The sequence below is a fragment of the Rhodothermales bacterium genome (assembly GCA_041391505.1).
Lineage (GTDB): Bacteria > Bacteroidota > Rhodothermia > Rhodothermales > JAHQVL01 > JAWKNW01.
The window spans coordinates 99,860-122,651 of record JAWKNW010000001.1 but is presented as its reverse complement, the minus strand read 5'-3'; the positions used below and the strand labels follow the sequence as shown (position 1 = coordinate 122,651).

General features: G+C 64.7%; 18 protein-coding genes. 6 read left to right on the top strand and 12 right to left on the bottom strand.

Annotated features, from left to right (window positions below; all coding sequences use genetic code 11):
• Positions 1-152: 152 nt before the first annotated feature.
• The 5 genes from hisF to hisB all read right to left on the bottom strand — a co-directional run bounded on the left by hisF (position 153) and on the right by hisB (position 4,060).
• Positions 153-920: an imidazole glycerol phosphate synthase subunit HisF gene (hisF, locus tag R2834_00480; protein MEZ4698776.1), complete on the bottom strand. Its 768-nt coding sequence runs from the start codon at positions 918-920 to the stop codon at positions 153-155.
• A 10-nt stretch (positions 921-930) separates the two neighbouring features.
• Positions 931-1,731 carry a 1-(5-phosphoribosyl)-5-[(5-phosphoribosylamino)methylideneamino]imidazole-4-carboxamide isomerase gene (gene hisA / locus R2834_00475; protein MEZ4698775.1) on the bottom strand — a complete coding sequence of 267 codons (801 nt, stop codon included), beginning with the start codon at positions 1,729-1,731 and terminating at the stop codon, positions 931-933.
• A complete protein-coding gene (gene hisH, locus R2834_00470) occupies positions 1,728-2,402 on the bottom strand; it encodes an imidazole glycerol phosphate synthase subunit HisH (GenBank protein ID MEZ4698774.1) in 675 nt (224 codons plus the stop codon). The genes hisA and hisH overlap by 4 nt, the downstream gene beginning before the upstream one ends.
• Before the next feature lie 121 nt (positions 2,403-2,523).
• Complete coding sequence (gene proC / locus R2834_00465; GenBank protein MEZ4698773.1) at positions 2,524-3,357, bottom strand: pyrroline-5-carboxylate reductase; 834 nt, start codon at positions 3,355-3,357, stop codon at positions 2,524-2,526.
• 97 nt (positions 3,358-3,454) lie between these two features.
• Positions 3,455-4,060 carry an imidazoleglycerol-phosphate dehydratase HisB gene (gene hisB / locus R2834_00460; protein MEZ4698772.1) on the bottom strand — a complete coding sequence of 202 codons (606 nt, stop codon included), beginning with the start codon at positions 4,058-4,060 and terminating at the stop codon, positions 3,455-3,457.
• Positions 4,061-4,289: 229 nt separating this feature from the next.
• On the opposite strand from hisB, the gene metG reads away from it, so the two are divergent.
• Positions 4,290-6,383, top strand: a complete 2,094-nt coding sequence (gene metG, locus R2834_00455) for a methionine--tRNA ligase (protein ID MEZ4698771.1) — start codon at positions 4,290-4,292, stop codon at positions 6,381-6,383.
• 102 nt (positions 6,384-6,485) lie between these two features.
• On the top strand, positions 6,486-8,387 hold the full coding sequence (locus tag R2834_00450) for an ABC-F family ATP-binding cassette domain-containing protein (GenBank protein MEZ4698770.1): 1,902 nt from the start codon (positions 6,486-6,488) through the stop codon (positions 8,385-8,387).
• A 125-nt stretch (positions 8,388-8,512) separates the two neighbouring features.
• Here R2834_00450 and R2834_00445 read toward each other — a convergent pair whose 3' ends face one another.
• The 7 genes from R2834_00445 to R2834_00415 all read right to left on the bottom strand — a co-directional run bounded on the left by R2834_00445 (position 8,513) and on the right by R2834_00415 (position 17,610).
• Positions 8,513-9,859 carry an ammonium transporter gene (locus R2834_00445; GenBank protein MEZ4698769.1) on the bottom strand — a complete coding sequence of 449 codons (1,347 nt, stop codon included), beginning with the start codon at positions 9,857-9,859 and terminating at the stop codon, positions 8,513-8,515.
• A 452-nt stretch (positions 9,860-10,311) separates the two neighbouring features.
• Positions 10,312-11,733, bottom strand: coding sequence for a dihydrolipoyl dehydrogenase (gene lpdA, locus R2834_00440; protein ID MEZ4698768.1), 1,422 nt, complete (start codon positions 11,731-11,733; stop codon positions 10,312-10,314).
• Between the two features lie 154 nt (positions 11,734-11,887).
• Positions 11,888-13,084, bottom strand: a complete 1,197-nt coding sequence (locus R2834_00435) for a peptidoglycan DD-metalloendopeptidase family protein (protein ID MEZ4698767.1) — start codon at positions 13,082-13,084, stop codon at positions 11,888-11,890.
• Between the two features lie 9 nt (positions 13,085-13,093).
• Complete coding sequence (locus R2834_00430; GenBank protein MEZ4698766.1) at positions 13,094-13,891, bottom strand: DUF4292 domain-containing protein; 798 nt, start codon at positions 13,889-13,891, stop codon at positions 13,094-13,096.
• Between the two features lie 46 nt (positions 13,892-13,937).
• Entirely contained in the window at positions 13,938-15,653 is a 1,716-nt protein-coding gene (locus R2834_00425) for a tetratricopeptide repeat protein (protein MEZ4698765.1), read from the bottom strand.
• A 114-nt stretch (positions 15,654-15,767) separates the two neighbouring features.
• The gene (locus R2834_00420) at positions 15,768-16,697 is read right to left on the bottom strand and encodes an alkaline phosphatase family protein (protein MEZ4698764.1); all 930 of its coding nucleotides are present in this window, start codon (positions 16,695-16,697) and stop codon (positions 15,768-15,770) included.
• Positions 16,698-16,713: 16 nt separating this feature from the next.
• Positions 16,714-17,610, bottom strand: a complete 897-nt coding sequence (locus R2834_00415) for a DNA-processing protein DprA (protein MEZ4698763.1) — start codon at positions 17,608-17,610, stop codon at positions 16,714-16,716.
• A 129-nt stretch (positions 17,611-17,739) separates the two neighbouring features.
• On the opposite strand from R2834_00415, the gene R2834_00410 reads away from it, so the two are divergent.
• The 4 genes from R2834_00410 to R2834_00395 all read left to right on the top strand — a co-directional run bounded on the left by R2834_00410 (position 17,740) and on the right by R2834_00395 (position 22,749).
• Positions 17,740-18,963, top strand: coding sequence for a patatin-like phospholipase family protein (locus R2834_00410; GenBank protein MEZ4698762.1), 1,224 nt, complete (start codon positions 17,740-17,742; stop codon positions 18,961-18,963).
• A gap of 308 nt (positions 18,964-19,271) precedes the next feature.
• Positions 19,272-20,306 carry a hypothetical protein gene (locus R2834_00405; protein ID MEZ4698761.1) on the top strand — a complete coding sequence of 345 codons (1,035 nt, stop codon included), beginning with the start codon at positions 19,272-19,274 and terminating at the stop codon, positions 20,304-20,306.
• A gap of 83 nt (positions 20,307-20,389) precedes the next feature.
• Positions 20,390-20,974, top strand: coding sequence for a polymer-forming cytoskeletal protein (locus tag R2834_00400; GenBank protein MEZ4698760.1), 585 nt, complete (start codon positions 20,390-20,392; stop codon positions 20,972-20,974).
• Between the two features lie 197 nt (positions 20,975-21,171).
• A complete protein-coding gene (locus R2834_00395) occupies positions 21,172-22,749 on the top strand; it encodes a hypothetical protein (GenBank protein MEZ4698759.1) in 1,578 nt (525 codons plus the stop codon).
• Positions 22,750-22,792 lie beyond the last annotated feature (43 nt).

Genomic DNA, 22,792 nt, shown 5'->3' with positions numbered 1-22,792 from the left:
CGGTCAAGCGATCGGATGGCCGGCAGCGTGTACGCAAACCGCCGGCGCCAGCAGCCACGGGCGACGTGAGAACCGTGGACACAAGGGCTTAACGTTGCGACTGCGCCGGCTAGTGTGCGCCGCGGGAAAAAAGGTCGGAGCGGGATGCCGGCTCAGGCGGCGCGGACGTGGATGTGGGCCTCGCGCAGATAGGACTTGGCCTCGCGGATGGTGAACTCCCGGAAGTGGAAGATCGACGCGGCCAGGACGGCGTCCGCCTTGCCGACGAGCAGGCCGTCGCGCAGATGGTCCAGCGTGCCGGCGCCTCCCGAGGCGATGACGGGGATGTTGACGAGCCAGTGGAGGGCCTGCAGCAGTTCGAGGTCGTACCCGTCGCGCGTCCCGTCCTTGTCCATGGACGTCACGAGGAGTTCGCCGGCGCCCCGCGATTCCGCCTCCTTCGCCCAGGCAAGGGCGTCGATACCGGTGGGCTTGCGACCGCCATGCGAAAAGATCTCCCAGCGGAGCGGATCGTCGGAGACGCGCTTCGCATCGATGGCCACCACGATGCACTGCGCGCCGAATTCGCGCGCGCCCTCGGTGATGAGCTCCGGCGTCTTGAGCGCCGCCGAGTTGAGCGACACCTTGTCGGCGCCGGCGTTGAGCATGGCGCGGATGTCGTCGATGGTGCGCAGGCCGCCGCCGACGGTAAGGGGGATAAAGACCTCGTCGGCGGTGCGGCGGACGACGTCGTGCATGATGCCGCGGCCCTCGTGCGTGGCCGTGATGTCGAGAAAGACGAGTTCGTCGGCGCCGGAGTCGTTGTAGAACCGCGCCTGCTCCACGGGGTCGCCGGCGTCGATCAGGTCGAGGAACTGAACGCCCTTGACCACGCGGCCTTCGTTGACGTCGAGACAGGGGATGATGCGCTTGGCGACCATGACGGGTGGGTTAGCAGGAGCGAAGCGTGGCCGAGCTGTAGCGGTCCAGGTTCACATCATCCTTCTTGTGCCAGCACCAGATGTTCTGGCAGGGGAATTTGTTGTCGTAAAGCGCCCGGCCGACGATGACGGAGTCGACGCGCAGGTGGGCGAGCGTGGCGAGTTCGAGCAGGTCGCGATACCCGCTGACGCCGCCGGACGCGGTGATCTTGCAGCGGGAGAGCCGGCCGCCGAGTTCGCGGTAGGCGTCGATGTTGGGGCCGGCGAGGGTGCCGTCGCGGCTGATGTCTGTGTAGACGATACGACAGCATCCGCGCGCCTCCATGTCCAGCGCCAGCTCGATGGCGTCGATGCCGCTGCCCTTCGTCCACCCGTCCACGCGCACTTCCCCGTCGCGCGCATCGATCCCGACGACGACGCGATGGGATTTGAACCGCGCGATCGCCTCGGAGACGAGATCGGGGTTTTTGACCGCCGCCGTGCCGATGATGACGCGGGAAATGCCCATGTCGAGCGCGGCTTCGACATCCTCGATGGTGCGAATCCCGCCGCCGAGCTGGACGGGGATGTCGAGATTCTGGCAGATCTCACGGATGACGCGGCGGTTGTCCGCGTCGGCCTCGGCCCCCTTGGCGGCGTCGAGGTCGACGACATGGAGCACCTTGGCGTTCTGTACGCGCCAGAGCTTGGCCATCTTGACGGGGTCGTCGAAGTAGATGGTCTCGCGCTCGTAGGAGCCCTGGTAGAGGCGTACGCAGTGTCCGCCGCGCAGGTCGATCGCCGGAATGACGAGCATGGTGGGCGTGGTCATGGGCGCAGCGAGGCAAAATTTTTCAAAATGCGGAGCCCGTTGTCGTGGCTTTTCTCGGGGTGGAACTGGACCCCATAGACGTTGTTCCGACCCACGACGGCGGGGAAATCGCGCCCGTAGCGGGTCGACGCGACCACGTCGGACGGCCGGTTGGCGTCGGCGTGGTACGAATGGACGAAGTAGAAGAAGGGCGCGTCCGGCAGCCCGTCGAGCAGCGGCGTCTCGCGTTCGATGGCGAGGCTGTTCCAGCCCATATGCGGGATTTTCAGCGGCGCCGGGCCCTCCGCGAGCGGGATCTCCGGGGCGGCGTCGTCGCCGGCGACGGCCATGGCCGCGTACGAAGGCAAAAACTTGATGACACGGCCCGGCAGGTAGCCGAGGCCCTCGTGCCGGCCCATCTCCTCGCTGTAGTCGAACAGCAGCTGCATCCCGACGCACACCCCGAGAAACGGCTTTCCGGACGCGATGGCGGCATGGATCGGCCCCTCCAGGTCGCGCCGGCGGATCTCGTCCGCGCACGCGCCGAAGGCCCCGACGCCCGGCAGGATCACATGCGAGGCCTCGGCGATCACGGCCGGGTCGTCCGACCGCACCACCTCCGCACCGACGGCCTCGACCGCCTTCTCCATGGAACGCAAATTCCCGATCCCGTAGTCGATGATGCAGAGCATGGTGAAGGGTTTAAGGTGGGCAGGTTTAAGGTTAAAGGATTCCGCCGTATTCGCTTCTGCTCAACGCGCCTTGAACCTCGAACACGGAACGTCGAACCGATTTTTTGGCGGCCGCCGGCCGCTAAAAATCGTTGATCTGGCTCAATTCCTTAGATCGGGCCGTGGCGGTGGCTACGGCGTTGATCAGCATGGTGCGGAGCCCGTGGCTTTCGAGTTCGGCGATGGCGGATATCGTCGTTCCGCCGGGGGTGGTGACTTCGTCGCGCAGGATGGCGGGGTGTTTTCCGGTTTCGATGACGAGTTTCGCGGCGCCGAAGACCGTCTGTGCCGCCAGGCGCGATGCGATGGGGCGCGGGAGGCCCTGCTTGACGCCGGCATCGGTCAGCGCCTCGATCACCATGTAGATGTATGCCGGGCCGCTGCCGGACAGCCCCGTCACGGCGTCCATCAGGTATTCGGGTACGATTTCTACGCGTCCGACCGCCTCAAAGATCGCGCGGGCCTTCTGGGTGTCTTCCGGGGTGGCGAACGAGCCGGCGCAGATGGCCGTGGCGCCTTCGTCGACGAGGGCCGGCGTGTTGGGCATGGTCCGCACCACCGGCAGGTTTTTGCCGAAGCGTTCGACGAGCGTGGCGGTCGTCACGCCGGCGAGCACCGAAACGATCAGCGTGTGGTTCTGCACGCTGTTCTTGATCTCGCCGATGACGCGCGAGGCCATCTGCGGCTTGATGGCGAGAATGACGATGTCCGCGCCGGCGACGGCGTCGGTGTTCTCGACGCTGGTGCGGATGCCGGGAAACTGGATTTCCAGCTCGTCGAGCGACTCGCGGGTGCGGCGCGAGGCGCGGATCTGGTCGGGCTCGAGGTCATGCCCCTTGAGCAGGCCGCCGATCAGGGCGCGTCCGATGTTGCCGGCGCCGACGATGGCGATGGCGGCGTTTTCGAGTGCTTTCATGCTGCTGGATGCTGGTTGCAGGATGCAGGATGCTGGATGCGGGATGCTGGAACGCGGAGATCCAGCATCAAGGATCAGGTATCAAGGATCCTGTATCTCACAAAACCCCCTTCGTAGAAGGCATTCGTGCATTTCCGTCTTCCCTGCGGACGGCGGCACGCAAAGCGCGGGCTACGGCCTTAAAAATGGCCTCGATCTGATGATGCGCGTTGTCGCCCTGCAGCAGATCGATGTGCAGGTTCATGCGGGCCTGCTCGGCGAAGCTGTACCAGAAGTGCCGCACCAGTTCGGTCGAGAGGTCGCCCACCCGCTCCCGCGTGAAACCCGCCGAAAAGTGGAGGTAAAACCGGCCGGACAGGTCGACCACGGCCCGGGCCAGCGCCTCGTCCATCGGGACGTACGCGTGGCCGTACCGGTTGATGAACGCTTTGTCGCCCAGCGCCTCGTGGAAGGCCATGCCCAGCGCGATCCCGACGTCTTCCACGGAATGATGATCGTCAACCTGCAGGTCGCCGGCGCAGGTCACGTCCAGGTCGAACTGGCCGTGGCGTGCGAAGAGGTCGAGCATGTGATCCAGAAAGCCGACACCGGTGGCGCGCGTGCCGCCCCCTGCGCCATCGAGGCAGAAGGTCAACGAGATCCGGGTTTCGGCCGTGTTGCGCGCTACGGAGGCGCTGCGGCGGTCTCGGGGTAAATCGCTCATGCGTTGATTGCGGAACGACGGACGGATGCGGAGAGACAAAAGTACTCGATGCGGTCGTGGATGTTTATGACGGTTGTCTGAATAATCGCCACGGAGGGTCCGAATCGAAGCGCTTTGCGGTTTCAGGGGCCCAATGCGAGGATCCTTCTACGACAGGTCGGTTTATAAGCCAATCGCTCTTCGGAGCCCTGTGCAGACTGATAGCATCCCCGTCGAGGCCCCAGACTCCATGCCTGATTCCGACTTCAAGCGCATCCTCGTCACCGCGGCCCTGCCGTATGCCAACGGGCCGATCCACATCGGCCACCTCGCCGGCGCGTACCTGCCGGCCGACCTCTACGTCCGCTACCAGCGCCTGATGGGGCGCGATATCGTCTTTGTGGGGGGATCGGACGAACTGGGCGTGGCGATCATGATCCGCGCCCAGAGCCAGGGTATCACCCCGCAGGATATCGTCGACCGCTACCACCCGATGATCAAGGAGAGCTTCGAGCGGTTCGGGATGAGCTTCGACCACTACAGCCGCACCACGGCCGATGTGCATCGGGAGACGAGCCAGGATTTCTTCCGCCGGCTCGCCGAAAAGGGCGTGTTTAAGACCCGCACCGAGCAGCAACTCTTCGACCCCAAGGCCGGCATGTTCCTGGCCGACCGGTTCGTGCGCGGCACCTGCCCGAACTGCGGGTACGACGACGCCTATGGCGACCAGTGTGAAAAATGCGGGACGGCGCTGAGTCCGCTCGAACTCCTCAACCCCCGCAGCGCGCTCTCCGACGCGACCCCGGAACTGCGCGAGACCACGCACTGGTACCTCCCGCTGGGCGACATGCAGCCCATGCTCGAGCAATGGATCGCCACGCATCCCGAGTGGAAGCCGAACGTCCTGGGCCAGGTCAAGAGCTGGTTCAACGACGGGCTCAAGGACCGCGCCATCACCCGCGACGTCCCCTGGGGCGTGCCGGTGCCCGAAGACTCCGCCGCCGCCGCCGGCGTGGACGCGACCGGCAAGGTCATCTATGTCTGGTTCGACGCGCCGATCGGCTACATCTCGTCGACACGCGAATGGGCCGCGCAGAAAGGAGAGCCGGAGCTGTGGAAAACCTACTGGCAGGATCGGGACACGAAACTCGTCCACTTCATCGGCAAGGACAACATTGTTTTCCACTGCCTGATGTTTCCGGCGATGCTCATGGCGCACGGCGACTTCGTGGTGCCCGAAAACGTGCCGGCGAACGAGTTTCTCAACATCGAGGGCAAAAAGCTCTCTACCAGCCGCAATTGGGCCGTCTGGCTTCATGAATACCTTGAGGCGTTCGACCCCGACCTGCTGCGCTACGCCCTCGCCACGACGCTCCCCGAAACGAAGGACGCGGATTTCAGCTGGAGCGATTTTCAGGCCCGCGTCAACTCCGAACTCGCGGACATCCTGGGCAACTTCGTCAATCGCACGATGACGTTTGCCGACCGGTACTTCGACGGCCGGGTGCCGCCGCTTGAAAATCCGAGCCGCGACGACCACGAGGCGCTTTCCGCGCTCGCCGGCTTTCCGCATCGTATCGGCGCCTCGTACGAGGCCTTCCGCAACCGCGAAGCGGTGTTCGAGACCATGAACCTGGCGCGGCTCGGCAACAAGTATTTCAACGACACGGAGCCCTGGCACAGCCGCAAAACGAACATGCAGGCCTGCGGCAACACCATCCATGTGTCGCTGCAGCTCTGCGCCGCGCTCTCGATCCTCATCGAGCCGGTGCTGCCGCACGCGGCGGCGCGGATGCGCGACATGCTCAAGCTACGGGACATTCGCCCCAGCCTGCCCGGCTTTGCGAAAGGCGGCCTCGGGTGGAACGAAGCCGGCCAGCCGCTGCTCGAGCCCGGCCATGCCCTCGGAGCCCCCATCATCCTGTTCAACAAGATCGAGGACAGCGTCATCGAAGCCCAGCTCCAGAAACTCCACGCCGGCGAGCCCGAAGCGCCGCCGGCGGCGCCCTACGCCCCGATGAAAGGGGAGATCGTGTACGACGACTTCGCGAAGCTGGATTTGCGGATGGGCACCATCAAGGTCGCCGAACGGGTCCCGAAAGCCGACAAGCTCCTGCGCCTGGAAATCGACCTCGGTTTCGAGACCCGGCAGATCCTCTCCGGCGTCGCCGAACAGATGAAGCCGGAGGAGCTGATCGGCAAACGCGTGGTCGTGGTCGCCAACCTCGCGCCGCGCAAACTGCGGGGCTTCGAGAGCCAGGGCATGGTGCTCATGGCCGAAAATCGCGACGGCAAGCTCTGCCTCATCCACTCCGAAGGCGAAGACGGCGCGCCCGTGCTGTAGCGCTCGGGCTGACGCCCGGCGCGTGTAAGGTTCTAGGTTCACGGTTCAAGCATGATCGGACACCTTGAACCGTGAACCTCGAACCTTGAACCCGCAACGATCTTGAGTATTCTTACCCTGGAGGGCGTCGTCAAACGGTACGACATGAAGCCCTTGCTCGAGGGCGTGACCTTCAGCCTCGAGCCGTCCGAAAAAATGGGCGTCATCGGGCCGAACGGGTCGGGGAAGACGACCCTGCTCCGCATCATCGCCGGCGTCGAGCCGGCGGACGAAGGACGCGTCTGGCGCTCCAACGACGCGCGTATCGCCTACCTCCCGCAGCAGCCGGCATTCGACGAAACGATGTCGGTGCTCGACGCCGTGTTCGACCAGGGCGATCCGGTGATGCGCCGGCTGCACGACTATGAAGAGGCTGTGTCGCTGCTGAATGCGAGCGGGGGGATGGACGAGGCGTTGATCGAGCGGGTTTCCGATCTCGGCCACGAACTCGAGGTGGCCGGCGGGTGGGAACTCGAGGCGCACGCCGAAGCCATCCTGGGCCGGCTCGGCATCACCGATACAGCCGCCCTGGTAGGGACGCTGTCCGGCGGCCAGCGCAAACGTGTCGCCATGGCGCGGGCCCTCATCCTGCGCCCCGATCTGCTCATCCTCGACGAGCCGACCAACCATCTCGACGCGGAGACCATCGCGTGGCTCGAGTCCTATCTCGCCCGCATGACGTCGGCGCTCCTGCTGGTCACCCACGACCGGTACTTCCTGGATCGCGTGACGAACAACATGCTCGAACTGGAACGCGGGCGCACGCACCGTTTCCAGGGCAACTACTCGTACTACCTCGAGAAAAAGGCCGAGCGGGAAGAACAGCGGGCGACCGAAGAACAGAAGCGCCAGGGCCTCATGCGGCAGGAACTGGCCTGGCTGCGCCGCGGCGCCAAGGCGCGCACCACCAAGCAGAAAGCGCGCGTCGATCGGGCGCACGCGCTGCTGGATGCCCCGCGCGAGGCCGCCGAGAAGGAATTGAAGGTCTCCGCGGCGTCCTCCCGCCTCGGAAACAAGGTGTTCGACCTCGCCGGCATCTCGAAGGCGTACGACGACCAGATCCTGATCGCCGATTTCAGCCACACTTTCGAGAAGGGCGATCGCATCGGCATTATCGGACCCAACGGGACGGGGAAAACCACGCTGCTCGACATCATCGCCGGCGCCGTCCAGCCCGATGCGGGGGTGGTGGACCGCGGGCAGACGGTCGTGCTCGGGTACTACGATCAGGAGAGCCGCGCGCTCAAGGACGATCTGAGGGCCATCGAATACATCAAGGAAGTGGCGGAGGTCGTCAAGACGGCGGATGGCGACGTGATCACGGCCGGCCAGATGATGGAGCGGTTTTTATTTCCGCCGGCGACCCAGTACGCCTACATCGCCAGCCTGTCCGGCGGCGAGCGGCGGCGGCTTTACCTGCTGCACCTGCTCATGGGCGCACCCAATGTCCTGCTGCTCGACGAGCCTACCAACGATTTCGACCTGCCGACGCTCATCGCGCTGGAGCATTACCTCGATGCATTCGACGGGTGCCTGATCGTGGTCTCCCACGACCGGTATTTCCTGGATCGGACGGTCGAGCACATCTTCAGCTTCGAGGAGGAAGGGCGGATCAAGGCGTATCCCGGCAATTACGCCGCGTATCTCGAGCAGCGTGGACGCGCGGATCGGGAGGCCGCCGCCGCCGCGAAAAAAAAGGTGGAGACGGCGACGCCTGAAAAAGAAAAGCCGCGCGACGAACCCCGGCCGCGGAAGTTGTCCTACAAGGAACGGCTGGAGTTCGAGGCGCTCGAGACCCGCATCGCGGAGGCCGAGCAGCGCAAGGCGCAACTGGCGGCCGATCTGGAAACGTACGCCACGGATTTTGCGCGGATACAGACGCTGTACGAAGAACTGGGTACCCTCGACCGCCAGCTCGAACTGGATCTGGAGCGATGGGCGGAGCTGGGTGAGTTGGCCCAATAAGAGGAGGGTCTGACAGGCGCTTTTTCTAAGGCCCCCGCCCGGGCAGGGGCGGATAGAAGACCATGCATAGCGTCCTGCCAGACCCTCTTTTCGTTGAAGGGGGTCCTTCGGAAAGTTGAAGTAGCCTAGACCTCGGCCGCAGCCAGTTCGTCCGTCTGGAGGAACTCGGGGTACGCCGTGCTGCTATGCTCGTGGAAGTCGAGGCCGCGGGATTCGAGTTCGCCGGTGACGCGCAGACCGATGGTCTTGTTCAGGATGTAGAACATGGCGTAGCTCACTCCGAACGTCCACGCGAAGGCGGATACGATGCCGATGACCTGGACGCCGACGACGCTCGGGTTGAACATGCCGGCGCTGTCGAACAGGCCGGCGGCCAGCGTGCCCCATGCGCCGCAGAAGCCGTGGACGGCTACCGCGCCTACGGGGTCGTCGACGAAGCGATCGATCATCTTCGTGGCGTAGACGACGACGATGCCGGCTACCGCCCCGGTTACGATGGCGAACGCCGGCGTGAGGTTGGCGCAGCCCGCCGTGATGCCGACCAGGCCGGCCAGCACGCCGTTCAGCGTCATGGTCGCGTCGGGCTTGGCGTTGGTGAACCAGGTGAGCAGCATCGAGGCCGTGGCGCCGGCGCCGGCGGCGAGGAAGGTGTTGAGCGCGATCAGCGCGATGTCCGTGTTGCCCGTCGTCGTGGAGCCGGCGTTGAAGCCGAACCACCCGAACCACAGGATGAACACGCCCAGCGCCGCCCAGGGAAGGCTGTGACCCGGGATGTGGCGCGGTTTCCCGTTGGCGTCGTACTTGCCGACACGGGGGCCGACCACAATGGCGCCGGCCAGCGCGGCCCAGCCACCCACCGAATGCACCACGGTGGAGCCGGCGAAGTCGATGAAGCCGAGTCCTTCGAGCCAGCCGTCGCCTTTAAACAGGCTGCCCCACGCCCACGACCCGAACACCGGGTAGATGACGGCCGTGATGATGATGGAGAAAAGCAGGTAGCCCGTGAACTTCGTCCGCTCGGCGACGGCGCCGGAGACGATCGTGGCCGCCGTCGCGGCGAATACCGCCTGGAAGAGGAAAAAGGCGTAGGTCCAGGGATCGTCTCCCAACCCGTTCAGGAAAAAGCCATCGCTCCCGATCCATCCACCGATCGAGGTGCCGAACATGAGGCCGAAGCCGATCGCGAAGAAGACCAGGCTGCCCGCAGCGCAGTCCATCACGTTTTTCATGATGATGTTGACCGCATTCTTCGATCGGGTGAAGCCCGTTTCCAGGAGCGCGAAGCCGGCCTGCATGAAGAACACGAGCACGGCGGCCAGGATGGTCCAGACAAAGTTGAGGTTGTTCTGGATCGCTTCCGTCGCGGCCAGCGCCTCCGCGGCCGTATCGCCGGCGGTCGCCGCGTCCTGCGCCAGTGCGGGTACGGCACTGATACTGAGCAGTAGAAGAACCAGAAGTAAGAACGATCGCATGGTCGATGACCTCCAGATGTGAGTTATAAAAGTAAGGCGTAACCGCTTCAATACTAATATTATGTAGTTTGAAATGCGATAGTGATAATATAAAAAATGGCAATGGAACCGCTTCTCGTTAAAAGAAAGCGCTTCCTGCAACGTAAATTCTAGATTATGGGCATAAAAAAGAGGCTCACGACGGGGTCGTGAGCCTCTGAAAAGAAGAATAATGGTTGGGTATGGCTAATTAAATGATGGTCTGTACGCTCGTGTTTGAGTCATCCGATGCGGGGTGCTAGATGCTAGATGCGGGATGCTAGATGCGGGATGTAAGATGCGGGATGTAAGATGCAGGGATGCTGCATCCTCGATCGATGGCCTGAACCGGAAAATTCCTGTATCCTGCATCTTGTATCCTGCATCCCATATCCCGCATCCCGGTCCCACCTGACGCTTACCCGGCCGGCCACCTAGATATTGATCGAGTGGCCGTACGCCGCGCGCGTGGCTTCCATCACCGCTTCCGAGAGGGTCGGGTGCGGATGGATGGCTTCCATGATCTCATGTGCCGTGGTTTCGAGCTGACGCGCGGTGACCACTTCGGCAATGAGTTCGGTGGCGCCGTACCCGATGATGTGACACCCGAGGAATTCGCCGTATTTGGCGTCGTAAACGACCTTGACGAACCCCTCGCTGTGCCCGATGGCCGACGCCTTGCCGGAGGCGGTGAACGGGAATTTGCCCACCTTCACCTCGTAGCCGGCATCCTTCGCCTGGGCTTCGGTGTACCCGACCGAGGCGATCTGGGGCTGGCAGTAGGTGCAACCGGGGATGTTCTTCTTGTCCATCGGATGCACGTTCTCGCCGGCGATCTTCTCCACGCACAGGATGCCTTCATGGCTGGCCTTGTGCGCGAGCCAGGGCGGGCCGGCGACGTCGCCGATCGCGTAGATGCCGTCCACGTTCGTGCGTCCGAACGCGTCGATGACAATCGCGCCGCGGTCGGTCTTGACCCCCGCTTGCTCCAGGCCGAGGTTCTCGATGTTGCCCACCACGCCGACGGCGGAGAGGACCTGATCGGTCTTGAGCGTCTCGACGCCCTTGGCGGTCTTGATCGTCACGGTCAATTCCTTGCCCGACGTGTCGACCGACTGCACCTGCGTCGAGGTCAACACGACGATGCCCATCTTTTTAAACGCGCGGGCCAGTTCCTTGGACACGTCTTCGTCCTCGACCGGAACGAGGCGATCCAGCACCTCGACAAGGGTGACTTCCGTGCCCATCTGCTGGTAGAAATAGGCGAACTCGACCCCGATGGCGCCGGCGCCGGCGATCAGCAGGCGATTGGGCCGGGTCGTCTGAAGCAGGGCTTCCTTCGACGAGATGATCTTCTTGCCGTCGATCGGGAGGGGCGGGATCTCGCGTGGGCGCGCGCCGGTGGCGATGATGATGTGTTTCGCCTGCACCTTCTGCGCCTCGCCGACCTTGTTGCCGTCCATGTCGGTCGACGGCTGCACGTCGATCACGCCCTTGCCGGCGAGCTTCGCCTCGCCCATGATGACGTCGATCTTGTTTTTCTTCATCAGGAAGGCGACGCCCTTGTTCATCTTGTCGGCCGCGCCGCGGCTGCGGCCGATCACCTTGGCGAAATCTGGCGTCACGTTGCCATCGAGCGTCAGGCCGTAGTCTTCGAGGTGGCGCGTATACGCCATCACTTCCGCGCTCTTGAGCAGCGCCTTCGTCGGGATGCATCCCACGTTGAGGCACACGCCGCCCAGTTTGTTCTTTTCGATGACGGCTGTTTTGAAGCCGAGCTGGGTGGCGCGGATGGCGGTTTCATATCCGCCGGGGCCTGTGCCGATGACGACGACGTCGTACGTAGGAGAAGCCATATCTGCTCTGGATTGCTGTCGGATGTTTAAACGATCGGGTGGATGTACCCACCGCGCCGGGTGAGGATCTCACACGCGGCGAAATCTTCTGTGAAGAACGAGCGGAATGTTAACGCCGGCCGGATGGGATTGCAAGACGCCGGACCGGGAACGGTTACCGCCGGCGAAGCCACGTCTGGGGATCGATCTCGGCGCCGCTCTTGAAGATGGCGAAGAAAACGGCGTTGCCTTTGGGCTCGGCGTCGGTGCCCGCGCGGCCGATCAGCTGGCCGGCCTTCACGGGGGTGCCGGCCTCGACGTAGAGCAGCGAAAGGTTGCCGTACAGCGTCGTGAACTCCCCGTGGTTGATGGTGATGACGCGCCCGAACTCGGGCATCGGGTAGATCTCGCTGACTTCCCCGTCGAACACGGCGTTGACCTGGGCCGAGGCCGTCGTCGAGATGAGGATGCCCGGGTTGCTGGTCACGGTGCCGTACAGCGGGTTCACGATCTGCCCGAAAGGCTCGGTGACGACGCCTTCGGCCGGCCAGGGGATTTTGCCCTTGTTGGCTGAAAAGAGCCCCGAAAGCTCGGCGTTGGCCGCCGCCGTCGCGGCATCGACGGGCAGCGCCGCCCGGCGGTTGCTCTCGTTGTTGATGATGTTGCGGACCAGCGACTGCAGCTCCTGCTCCTCCCGCTGTTTTTGCTCCAGCTCCTTCTGGATGCTCGTCCGCTGGGACCGCAGTTCGGATATCACCTCGTTGCGTTTGGCGCGGAGGGATTTCATGTTCTCGGCCTCGGTCCGGTACTGGGTGATGAGTTCCTGGGCCTTCGATTCGTTTTCGGCGATCTGGGCGCGGCGGGCCTCGATGGCGTCGCTGGCTTTCTGGATCTCGCTCAGCCGGCTCTTGCGGTCGTCCGCGAAACGGGAGAGGTACCGCACGCGAATCAGCATCTGGTTGATCGACCGGGCCGCGAGGATGAGGGCGACATCGTGAAGCCGGCCGTATTTGTACGCGTGCACCGCGCGCTCCTGGTAGATCTTGCGGTGGTAGCTCAGTTCCTCCTCCAGTTCGCGCATCGACGCCGCAATCGAATCGCGCGACTGCTGGATCTGGTTGAGCAGCAGTTCATTGGTGGCGATCAGTTCGGTTCGAACGGCGATCTGGCGCTCGATGTCGTTGAGCGTCTGAAGCGACGCTTTTTCGAGCTCCTCGGTTTCGGACAGCCGGATGACGTCGAGCGTCATCTGATCCTGCAGCGCGCGCAATCGTTTTTCGGTGTCCTGACGGGATTGCGCCCGGGCCCCGCCGGCCAGGAGGGCGGCGAAAAAGAGCAGGACGACAAGTGTGTGCGAAACGTTCGTGACCACGGCGTCGCGTTATTGATGCAGCGGAATGCGTCGAACCGAATCGCTTACCCTGAAATCGAACCGCAGGTCGGTCGGATTGAGCGTAAGCTTACGGTAATATAGAGAAGCGGCAGTTTCGTCACCGGGGCGCCGGAACGTCAGCCGGCGCGGCAGATAACCGTCTGTGTAGCGCTCGAACTCGGAAAATGTTCTCTCTTCGACCAATCCGCCGTCCGAATCGCGCTCCTCGTACCGCACCACATGCCAGAGCTGGGGGTCGATCGTAAACGAGCGGCGTCCGTCGGGCTGTTTGAAGATGTAGTATCCGCCGGCGTTGGACAGCACCCAGGGGATATTCGATTCCGGCATGAGCATCCCGAGCATCGCGCTGTACAGGGCGGCGGGGTCTGCCGGGAGCGGAAGAAAGCGGCCGACATCGAGGATGGAGCCGTAGCTCAGCTCCCGGTTGATCCGGTCGTGGATGAACACGCTGTCCCGCGTGATGAGCGCGCGGACCGCCACGATACCGAACCCCGGGCTTACCGAGATCAGAAGGCTGTCGTTCTGCCGGTGCTGGATGTCCGCCGAAAAGGACCCGCTCTGCACCGGTGACCGCACCGAGAGCGCAGTCTCGGCGTGGTAGGCCTTGACCGTCGTCGGCTGCGCGAGGGCGAGGGCCGACTGGATCTCGGTCATGGAGTGATGCGGGAAGTCGCCGCTCGACTCCTCGATCGTTTTGCGCGCGCCGGAACAGCCGGCGACGGTCGTCACCAGGACGATGGCGAGCAGGAGCCGGTAGCGGGTATCGAAAAGGGAAATGCGATGCATGGGAATCGGTTGGAGGCCCGTCGGTGTGCCGGAAGGGGATGGCCGGTCAGCGGCCGAGTTTGGATTCGAGCGTGGCGGTCCCCGGCGCCATCTGGAGCGCTTTTTCCCAGGCCGCCCGCGCCTCGGCCTGCCGGCCGAGCTTCATGAGGACGTCGCCCAGATGCTCGTGCACGGCGGCGCCGGCGCCACGGAGCGACAGGGCGTCTTCCAGCACGCTGAGGGCTTTCTGATAGTCGCCCGCCGCATAATGCACCCAGGCGAGGGTGTCCAGAAACGACGGATTGCCGGGGGAAGTTGCCACGGCCTGTTCGGCGTACCGCCGCGCCTTCTTGAGTTGTTCGCCGCGCGAGGCGAGGCTGAACGCGAAGTTGTTGAGGGCCAGCGCGTTGTTCGGATCGGCCTCGAGGGCGCGTTCGTAAAACGCATCCGACGCGGCGAGATCGCCCTTGCGCTCGTGCAGCAACCCCAGCGCGGCCAGGATGTCGCTGGTTTGCTCGGCGGTGCCGGCGGTGGCGGGCATCAGGGCCAGCGCCTGTTCGAGGCGGTCGATGGCCTCGTCGTTTTTGTAGAGTTCGAGCCACGCGAGGCCGGCGATGCGAAGGAGTTCGGCATCGCCGGGAAAAAGGATCAGCGCCTCATCGGCCACCCGGGCGGCCTCCTCGGGCGTCCCGCCCTGCAGATAGGCCCACGCGGCACGATTCCACTGGATGGGGGAACGCGGGTTGATCGTGAGGGCCTGGTAGATGGATGCCCCCGCCGCCTGAAACGACCCCGCGGCGATCTGCAGTTCGCCCAGCATCAGAAAGGCTTCCTCGTTCGGCGGATCCCGCTGCACGATCCGGCCGAGCAGGTCGAGCGCGGGGCCGATCAGCGAGGAGTCGCGCCGCGACTCGTTGTACAGATACCTCGCCTGGGCGAGGCGTTGTTCGGCGGAGCCGGTCTCCACGGCCAGCGACCGGTCGAGCAAGGAATCCGCGCGGGCCGTCTGGCCGGCGGCGCGGTAGGCTTCGACCAGGGCGAACACGATGGAGAAATTGGTCGGTTCGATCTTCAGGGCCTGTTCATAAACCGCACGCGCCTCTTCCGACCGCCCCTGGGCGACGTAGGTCTCGCCCAGAATACGATACATGGTCACGTCGCTCGGGTCGAGGTCGATCATCGCGCGCACGGTGCGTTCCACCGCCTCGTCGTCGCCCAGCTTCCGGTAGAGTTGAAGCTGGCGGTACTTGATGCTCATCGAGGGCCCGGTGCGCTCTTCGAGTCGGGCGTACGTGGCAAGCGCCTGCTCCGCCTCGCCGGCGGTTTGCTGGATGTACGCCAGCTCGTAGAGGGCGTCGATATTCGCGGGATCCACGTCGAGGAGCCGCCGCAGGGTTTTTTCGGCATCCTCCGGGTTGCCGGCCAGCATGAAGAGGTTGGACAGCTGGAAATAATAGGCCGACCGATCCGGGGCCAGCTGGATGGCCTGCTCGGCGTAGGTGATGGCGGAGGACAGGCGTTGCGTCGCCTCGTACGATTCGGCGAGCGCGGCGTGGATCGCCGCGTCCTGCGGCGCGAGGGGCAACGCCTGCTGGAAGAGCTGGATCGCGTTATCGTGGTCCCCCAGATAAGCCTCCGTCATGCCGCGCACGAACAACTGCTCCGCGCGGATGTGCTGCTCGCCGCCCTGCTGCGCATGGAGTGCGCCGGCAGGCGCCAGCAGGAACGCGAGGCAAAGCAGGAGCGGTCCTGCCCGTCGATCGATCGGCGCGGCGGCTTTCATGCGCGGGCTTGAGGTATGTGTGATAGCTTGGATCACGAGAGAGAAAACGAAGCGCGGAGCGGGCAAGTTTCAGGCCGCGCGTGCCGGCATGGAAATCGGCGTACGGCCCGGAGGTCAGGCGGGTTGCCAGAGGCGCAGCAGCGCCGGGACGACCTCCGTGAGATCGCGGACCTCGTGCAACTGCGCGGCGCCGGCGCCCAGCGCCGCGAACGGCACGGGATTGCGCGTGTGGCTCCGGGTGCTCAGGTCCTCCAGATTGCCGTGATCGGAGGTCAATACGAACAGCGTATCGCGCGGATCGAAGGTCTCAAGCAATGTGCCAAGAAACCGATCGAACGATGCGAGTACGCCGGCCGCCGTATCGACGTCCTGGCTGTGCCCGGCCTTGTCGGTCAGGTAGTATTCGAAGAGCGTGAAGCGGTGGCGGCGCGCCAGGCGGGCGAGCCGGTCCGCGGCCGTCTCCTCCGTGACGGGGTCGACGTCGATGCCCAGCTTGTCGCGGAGTCCGCGGTTGGTCAGGTCGGCGGCCAGCGCTTCGCCGGCGCGCAGATCGTCCATGGTGCGGATGCGCACGCCGGCCTCGCGGCAGCAGCGGGTCGTCACCGTCCAGCGGTTGCGCGTCTCTGCGTGGGTGAAAAAGGGGGGCGGATACGCATTCGCAAAGGCCTGCTCCCCGATGCCGATGCCTGTTTGTGTTGCGATCTGGCGGAATATGTTGGCCGAGGCGATCGCATCGTACGTCGCGGTCGGCGGGTAGGGACCGTAGTGCTGGCCGGCGAGGCGCGGCGCGTTCAGCCCGGTAAAGAGCGCCGCCTGCCCGGTGCCGCTCTGCGGAAGCCCCTCCACCTCGAGGGTGGCGTCGATGCCGAAGAAGGCGTGATCGGCCTCGCGGATCGGGGCGGCGCGGTCGGTGAGCGGCGCCCCGCCGGCCAGGCGTTCGAAGCCGGGCAGGCGGAGCCGGGCGAACGGGTTGGCGTCTTCCGTCGCCGGCCCGAGGCCGATGCCGTCTACAAAAACAAACAGGATATGATCGGGAGCGGGCATCGGCAGGCAGATCGGCTTATCGACGACCTTCCGTGACGGCAGTCGCCACCCACTCCTGGTCGATTTCGGTTTCCAGCAGATGGATGCGTTCCGGCAGGGGATGCGGGCCGTTTCCGACGGCGAAGACGGCCTTGTGGTTTTCGAGCATCCATTCCATGGCTTTCCACGCCGGCTCGCCGGGGTCGGGGTCGAGGAAGATGCCCGCCTGCGCGATGGCCGCCATGTGCAGCGCCTGATCGTCGTCCTGGTGCGGAAAGTGGGGCTGTTGCATGGGGAAGCTGGTGAGCAGGGCGCCGCCGGCGCGGACCGTGGCGCTGACCGTCGGACGCAGGGGCGGCGCGATGTGCGCGAGGCCGGAGGCGCACAGCATCAGAGCCGGCGTCGCGGCGTCCACGCTCAGCTTGGCCATCACCACATCGAACCCGTGCGCGGCGCCGATGACGGGATGGATGTTGCGGCCGGAGAGGAAGCGGACGAGCGTCTGCGCGTAGTCGAACGCCTCCTCGCGCAGCGCCGCTTTGCCGAACAGGGCGGCCAGCGGCTGCTCGAGGACGCGGCGATGCCCGTAGAGGTAGAGCAGGTTCGGCTGATCGCTCGCCGGGAGTCGGCTGAAGTCGGCCGGCCAGCCGGCGTCTCCGAAGGCGATCGCCTGAATCCCGGATTGCTCCAGACCGCGCAGCTCCGCTTCGGCGGCTTCGAGCACGGGCTCCATGAACTGCGGGTCGAAGAGGTGATCGACCAGCCGATTCGCGTTCGGCGCGCTTTTCAGCCGGGTGAGCACCTGCTCCCGGGGGTAGCTCGTCAGCGCATGGTAGCTTTCGAAATGCCGCACCAGGCGGCCGGCGCTGACGCGGCCGACGCCGTCGAGCCGTTCCAGCGCGTGTGCGAGCAAGGCGCGTGGGGATGCATTCATTTCGCGTAACGGATGAGCGGGTCGATCGAACGATAAAGAAACATTGAGGTTGTCGGAGCCCGATGGTTATTTTGGGCCGAAACCGCGTGTGCCGCGCCGCGTGGCCGTCCCGTAAGCCTACCAGACCGTGTGATCAAGCAGACGTACCAAAAGATCCGGGAGCTTATCATCCCGTCGCATCGCCCCAAGCGTCTCGCGCTCGTCCTGAGCGGGGGCGGCGCACGCGGTGCCTATCAGGCGGGGGTCCTAAAGTACATCGCCGAGACCTTTCCCGAAACCCGGTTCCAGATCATGACCGGCATATCGGCCGGCGCGATCAACACAGGGTACCTCGCCAATCATACCGGGAGCTTCCAGGAAGCGGCGGAGGGCCTGCTCGGCTGCTGGGTCGACCTCGCGCACGACCGGGTCATCCGGCCTGAATCCACCGTGAGTTTCATCCGGCGCATGATGAGCACCGTGGATACGGATTCCAACGGAGAGAATGCGGATTTCGACATGTCCGGCAAACGCGGCCTGCTCGACCCGTCGCCGCTGCGCGACTACCTGGCGACGAAGCTCGAAACGACAGACGGCCGCCTGACGGGGGTCCAGGAGAACATCGCCCGCGGCCGGCTCTATGCGTTCGCGGTGACCGCCACGAACTACATGACCGGGCAGACCACGACCTTTGTAAACGGAAGCTCCGTGGAACGCTGGGTGCGGCCGAACCGGATCGGCATCCACACCGAAACGACGATCGATCACATCATGGCGTCGGCGGCGCTGCCGCTCATCTTTCCGGCGGTGTATATCGGCGGCGCGTGGTACGGCGACGGGGGCGTGCGGATGACGATGCCGCTCTCGCCGGCGCTGAACATGGGCGCCGATCATGTCATGGTCATCTCCACCCGGTACGACCGCTCGCGGGTCGAGGCCGATCAGCCCTCGATCGTGGGATACCCGCCGGCGGCCCAGGTCATCGGCATCCTGATGAATGCGATCTTTCTGGATGTGCTGGACCAGGACGCCCTGATGCTGCAGCGCGTGAACGAGTTGATTGCCCATCTGCCGCCCAGACACCGGCGCGGCCTGCGTCCGATCAATCTCCTCATGCTGCGACCCTCCCTGGATATAGGGAAACTCGCCGGCGAATACCGCCCGCACTTCTCCGGCGCGTTCCGGCTGATGACGCGGGGGCTCGGGTCGGAACGGACGAAGAGCGCCGACTGGATGAGCATGGTGCTCTTCGAGCGGGGCTACATGGAGCGCCTCATCGAGATCGGGTACGCCGACGGCGGCAAACAGCGGGACGAGATCGAACGCTTCCTGGCGTCGAGCCTGGCGGCCCAGGCTGCGAATCCTTCCGCGTGAAGGGGGGGATTTTCCGTCCCGCGATGCCGGTGCGGGACGTGCTTCGACGCCGCCGGCCGGCCCGCCCGCCTGCCGGCGTCAAAATCATTTCCCGGGCGAAGCCGGCCTCCGAAAACGTCGTCCTGGCCCGCGATTCGGGCTAAATCGGTTCCTGCGCCGGCGAATGGCGGCCGGTCAACCTGCGCTCCTGGAGCGCGAATCGGACGGCCCGCGGCGGCCTCCGGGCGCGGCCATCCTTTCCTGTGGCATATTCTTTGAAATCGGCGGCATCGTCCTAATCAAACACACTTTCAGGGAAGGTCATATTCATGAGAACGGTCATGTTCCCCAGCGTCGTCGAGAGCCACAACAGCGAGTTGCGGAGCGTATCGCACGACCTCCTTCGCGGGCTCAAGATTTACGAAAATGGATCGGGGTACATCATCGGTCACCTCGCGATGACGGAAGGGGTGGCGCCTCAGCGGCTGATCAACAGCTCGCCCCTCGATCTCGACTACCGGTTGCTGCTCAAGAGCGGTCTGCTCCTCGCGGCCACGATGGGCTCCTCGCCGATCACGCTCACGCTGGGCTTCCCGCAGTCGACCTTTCATGTGAATCGCCAGCACGTGGCCGAGTTTATCGGCAACGCGCAGAAGGTCAATTACGACACCTGCACGTACGGCGGCGGCGATCGCGAAAACATGAACATTGAAATCGCCGGCGTCGATGTCGTGCCCGAAATCATCGGGCATATCATGGGCGTCCGCCTCGGCGAGATGCGCCAGCGGGGCAACTTCTTCATGATCAGCCTCGGCTACGGCACCTTCGAGGCCTGCCTGAGCAACGAGGAAGGCGTCGTCCAGCGTACGATGGTGAGCGCGCCCGGCATCCGGTATGCCGTCGAGCTGGCCATGCAGGAACTCAGCGAGGCCTATTACCTCGGCATGCGGACGGAGCATCAGTTCGACATCGCATTCCAGGACGGCACGATCACGCTGAATCGCCAGCGGGTCGATATCCGCGAAACGCGCAAGCGCGCCCTGAAACGCTACTACCAGAACGTGATTTCGCCGCTGCTCCGGAATAAATGGACCGACAACGATTTCGCGAAGACGAACAAACTGATGTTCGCCGGCGGCGGAGCGATGTATGAAGACCTCATCGATTGTTTCCGGAAAGAATTCGCCGATATCCTCGACATGCAGGTCGTCGACAATCCGGTGACGCTGGCCAGCCAGGGGTATTGCCTCCGGTCCAAACATCTCGCGAACGGCGACGGATCTACCGCCGTGGGCCTCGACATCGGCAACGCGAACACGGCGGTCTCCGTCATCGGGGCCAACCTGCTCGAAGTCGCATCCTGATCGGATACGCACCCGGCCACACTATGCTCATGCACATCACAGAAGCACACTTGAAACTCATCACATTTCGATAGGCAGTAACCATGATGTGGAAAAAGGCTACGAAAGAGCCCAATATAGAGATGGTCTCCCTGCTCGGGACGAGCGCCCGCTTCGTTGGCGGCAATCTCAAGCTTTGCCATGATGTGCGGATCGACGGCGACGTGGAATCGGATCTGGAAGTGGACGGCCGCGCCATCATCTCGAAGAGCGGCAAGGTTTGCGGCCGCATCCAGGCGACCAACCTGGTCGTCGCCGGCGAAGTGCACGGCGACATCGAGGTCCACGAAACCCTGATCCTGAAGGATAGCGCCCGGGTCTACGGGTCCATCATCGCGCGGGATCTGGTCACCGAAAAAGGGGCATCCGGTGAGATGACCATCAAGGTCGGTGGCGGCGAGCCGTCGGGCGACAGCGCGGAAGAGGAGGAGTACGAGGAAGTCGGCCTGCAGACGTTTCACCGTGAAAACAGCGCCGAAGCGGAGCTCGTCGTGATGGGCGACGTGGGCAATCCGATGGCGAAGATGAAGCCGGTCTGGAAAAGCGGCGTCCGCATCGTGGACAGCAACCCGGCCGAAAAGGTGCTGCCCGACGACAGCGACGAAGCCGCCCGCGGCCGGTTCTGGTAACGGATCTTGCACCCGCACGCGCGGCATCGAAACGGTGCGGTAGGGCGGGATTGCGTAGCCGTCGCGTCTGACAGGCGGTCCGACTGAATTTTTTGCTGACCCTGAGAGGGCGGCCGGAGCGATTCGGCCGCCCTTCTCTGTTTTCTTGGCATATGTCTTGTCCGGCTCTCCGCACACGTCGAGATCGATCCATGTTTATGATGAGCCATGTCTATGCCGTCGCGGCCCTGTGCGCGGCGGTCGCATTCGCCGCCGGCTGCACCGCGGGAAAACAGGCCGAGCCCGATGCATCGGACTCCGACCGGGCATCCTACGAATTCGCGATTACGACGCCGGATCAGCGCGTTCAACGGCTGTTCGACCGGGGGCTTGCCCATGCGTTCGCGTACGAACGCGGGACGGCGGCGCATCTTTTCGGCAAGGCGCTGCGTCTCGACTCGACCTGCGCGCTGTGTTACTGGGGCCTCGTATATGCCGCCCGTCCGAACTGGTATGCCGATGCCGGCATGGAAGCCGGCGAAGCCGCCTCCTTGCTGCTCTCCGCGCGCCGGTACGGCACGCTGGCCGGCGAACGCGAGCAGGCCTTCATCGAGGCGTTCGGCTGGACGGCGGCGGACAGCGCCGGGGCCGACGGCGATCCCTTTGCCTGGAAGGCTGTCGACATGCTGCCGCTGCTCTACCGCGCACCCGACGATCCCGACGCCGCGACGCTGTATGCCGAAGGGCTGATGCGGGATGCCGGCTGGCGGCTGTGGCGGGACGACGGCCAGCCGGCCGAAGCCACCGTGGAGGCGCTGGGCCGCCTCGAAAACGTACTAACCCGGCACCCGGAGCATCCGGGCGCGCAGTTTCTGTACCTGCTGGCGCTGGAACGCCGGCTCCCCGAACTCGCCCTCCCGGTCGCCGAACGGATGGCCGAAAACCCGCCCGAACCGCTCGGACTCCGCCGGCTGCCGGCGCATATCTTCATGCGCACGGGCCGGTATCATGACGTCACCCGGCTGCTCGACGGCGTCTGGGCCGAAGCGCACGCGGACACGGCCGCCTGTCCCTCCGAGGCCGGCTACGACACGTGGCACTATGGCGAGGTGTTATGGTCGGCACTCCTGTTCGAGGGGCGAAGCGCGGACGCGATCGCGGTAGCCCGGCACCTGGCGCATGCCGCCGGCGACTCGCTCGCCGAGCCGGGTCATGATCGGTGGCAGCATGTCCGTTCATTGCCTGTGCTCACCCTGGCGTGGTTCGGGGAGTGGGACCGGCTTTATCGCCAGCCCGCGCCGCCTGAACGCTTTCGGTACGAACGGACGATCTGGGAATTCACGCAGGGCATGGCCGCCCACCATCTGGGATTGAACGAACGCGCCGGGCAGGCCGAGGCGTGGCTGGCCGGCGCGGCGGAGGAGGGGGAGTCGGCCGGCGATGCGCCGCGCTTGTTGCATCGCCTGCTTGCGGGCGTCCGCGCGGCCGGGCGTGGGGAATACGACGTGGCGGCGGCGCTACTCGATGAAGCCGTGGCGATCCAGGAGGAGCAGGCGCCGGATTTTATCGCGCCGTTGTATCGGCCGGCGCGCCAGGTTCTGGGGGAGGTCTGGCTGGAAGCCGGCGATCCCGCACGCGCGGAACGCGTCTTCGAGGAGGATCTGGTCGTGTATCCCGAAAACGGACGGTCGCTGTGGGGATTGTACCGAAGCCTGATGGCGCAGCAACGGGACGCTCCGGCGCGCATCGCGCTGGATCGGTATAACCGGGCGTGGATCTGGGCGGATGCGGACTGAGCGGCCGGATGGGTATACGCCGATCGGAGCGGCCTGAAGCGGG

Excerpts from the sequence above, each read along its gene's own strand:
- hisF (MEZ4698776.1), bottom strand. The coding sequence starts at position 920 with ATGGTCGCCAAGCGCATCATCCCCTGTCTCGACGTCAACGAAGGCCGC.
- hisA (MEZ4698775.1), bottom strand. The coding sequence starts at position 1,731 with ATGACCACGCCCACCATGCTCGTCATTCCGGCGATCGACCTGCGCGGC.
- hisH (MEZ4698774.1), bottom strand. The coding sequence starts at position 2,402 with ATGCTCTGCATCATCGACTACGGGATCGGGAATTTGCGTTCCATGGAG.
- proC (MEZ4698773.1), bottom strand. The coding sequence starts at position 3,357 with ATGAAAGCACTCGAAAACGCCGCCATCGCCATCGTCGGCGCCGGCAAC.
- hisB (MEZ4698772.1), bottom strand. The coding sequence starts at position 4,060 with ATGAGCGATTTACCCCGAGACCGCCGCAGCGCCTCCGTAGCGCGCAAC.
- metG (MEZ4698771.1), top strand. The coding sequence starts at position 4,290 with ATGCCTGATTCCGACTTCAAGCGCATCCTCGTCACCGCGGCCCTGCCG.
- R2834_00445 (MEZ4698769.1), bottom strand. The coding sequence starts at position 9,859 with ATGCGATCGTTCTTACTTCTGGTTCTTCTACTGCTCAGTATCAGTGCC.
- lpdA (MEZ4698768.1), bottom strand. The coding sequence starts at position 11,733 with ATGGCTTCTCCTACGTACGACGTCGTCGTCATCGGCACAGGCCCCGGC.
- R2834_00430 (MEZ4698766.1), bottom strand. The coding sequence starts at position 13,891 with ATGCATCGCATTTCCCTTTTCGATACCCGCTACCGGCTCCTGCTCGCC.
- R2834_00425 (MEZ4698765.1), bottom strand. The coding sequence starts at position 15,653 with ATGAAAGCCGCCGCGCCGATCGATCGACGGGCAGGACCGCTCCTGCTT.
- R2834_00420 (MEZ4698764.1), bottom strand. The coding sequence starts at position 16,697 with ATGCCCGCTCCCGATCATATCCTGTTTGTTTTTGTAGACGGCATCGGC.
- R2834_00415 (MEZ4698763.1), bottom strand. The coding sequence starts at position 17,610 with ATGAATGCATCCCCACGCGCCTTGCTCGCACACGCGCTGGAACGGCTC.
- R2834_00405 (MEZ4698761.1), top strand. The coding sequence starts at position 19,272 with ATGAGAACGGTCATGTTCCCCAGCGTCGTCGAGAGCCACAACAGCGAG.
- R2834_00400 (MEZ4698760.1), top strand. The coding sequence starts at position 20,390 with ATGATGTGGAAAAAGGCTACGAAAGAGCCCAATATAGAGATGGTCTCC.
- R2834_00395 (MEZ4698759.1), top strand. The coding sequence starts at position 21,172 with ATGATGAGCCATGTCTATGCCGTCGCGGCCCTGTGCGCGGCGGTCGCA.